The sequence below is a fragment of the Vibrio sp. 1288 genome, assembly GCF_033344475.1.
Map to the genome: position 1 here is coordinate 1 of NZ_JAWPOX010000621.1, position 658 is coordinate 658.

The 658-nt window shown below is 44.7% G+C and carries 1 pseudogene; it reads left to right on the plus strand.

The features are described 5' to 3' along the window. Positions 1 to 658 (plus strand): annotated as a pseudogene (gene glmM, locus R8O11_RS28400) (phosphoglucosamine mutase); the annotation flags it as partial.

The window sequence follows — 658 nt, forward strand, 5'->3', positions numbered from 1 at the left end:
ATTACGACAACGGTATTAAATTCTTCTCATCTGAGGGTACAAAATTGCCTGATGATATCGAGCTTGCTATCGAAGCTGAATTGGACAAAGACATTGAATGTGTTGAGTCTTCTGAATTGGGCAAAGCGACTCGTTTAAATGATGCTGCAGGTCGTTACATCGAGTTCTGTAAAAGCACATTCCCATCGACACTAAGTCTCTCTAACTTAAAGATCGTCGTTGATTGCGCTCATGGTGCTACCTACCATATTGCTCCAAATGTCTTCAAAGAACTTGGTGCAGATGTAATCGCGATGGGTGTTGAGCCAAATGGTATCAACATCAATGAAGAAGTCGGTGCTACAGACGTTCGCGCGCTACAAAAACGCGTTGTAGAAGAGCAAGCTCATCTTGGTCTTGCATTCGATGGTGACGGCGACCGTATCATCATGGTTGACCATTTAGGTAATAAAGTCGATGGTGACCAAATTGCTTACATTATCGCACGTGATGCTTTGCGTCGTGGTGAACTAAAAGGTGGCGTGGTTGGTACGTTGATGACTAACCTAGGTATGGAAAATGGCCTGAAGCAATTAGGTATTCCATTTGTTCGTGCTGCTGTCGGTGACCGCTATGTAATGGAGCAATTGCTGGCTAAAGGCTGGAAGATCGGTGCCGA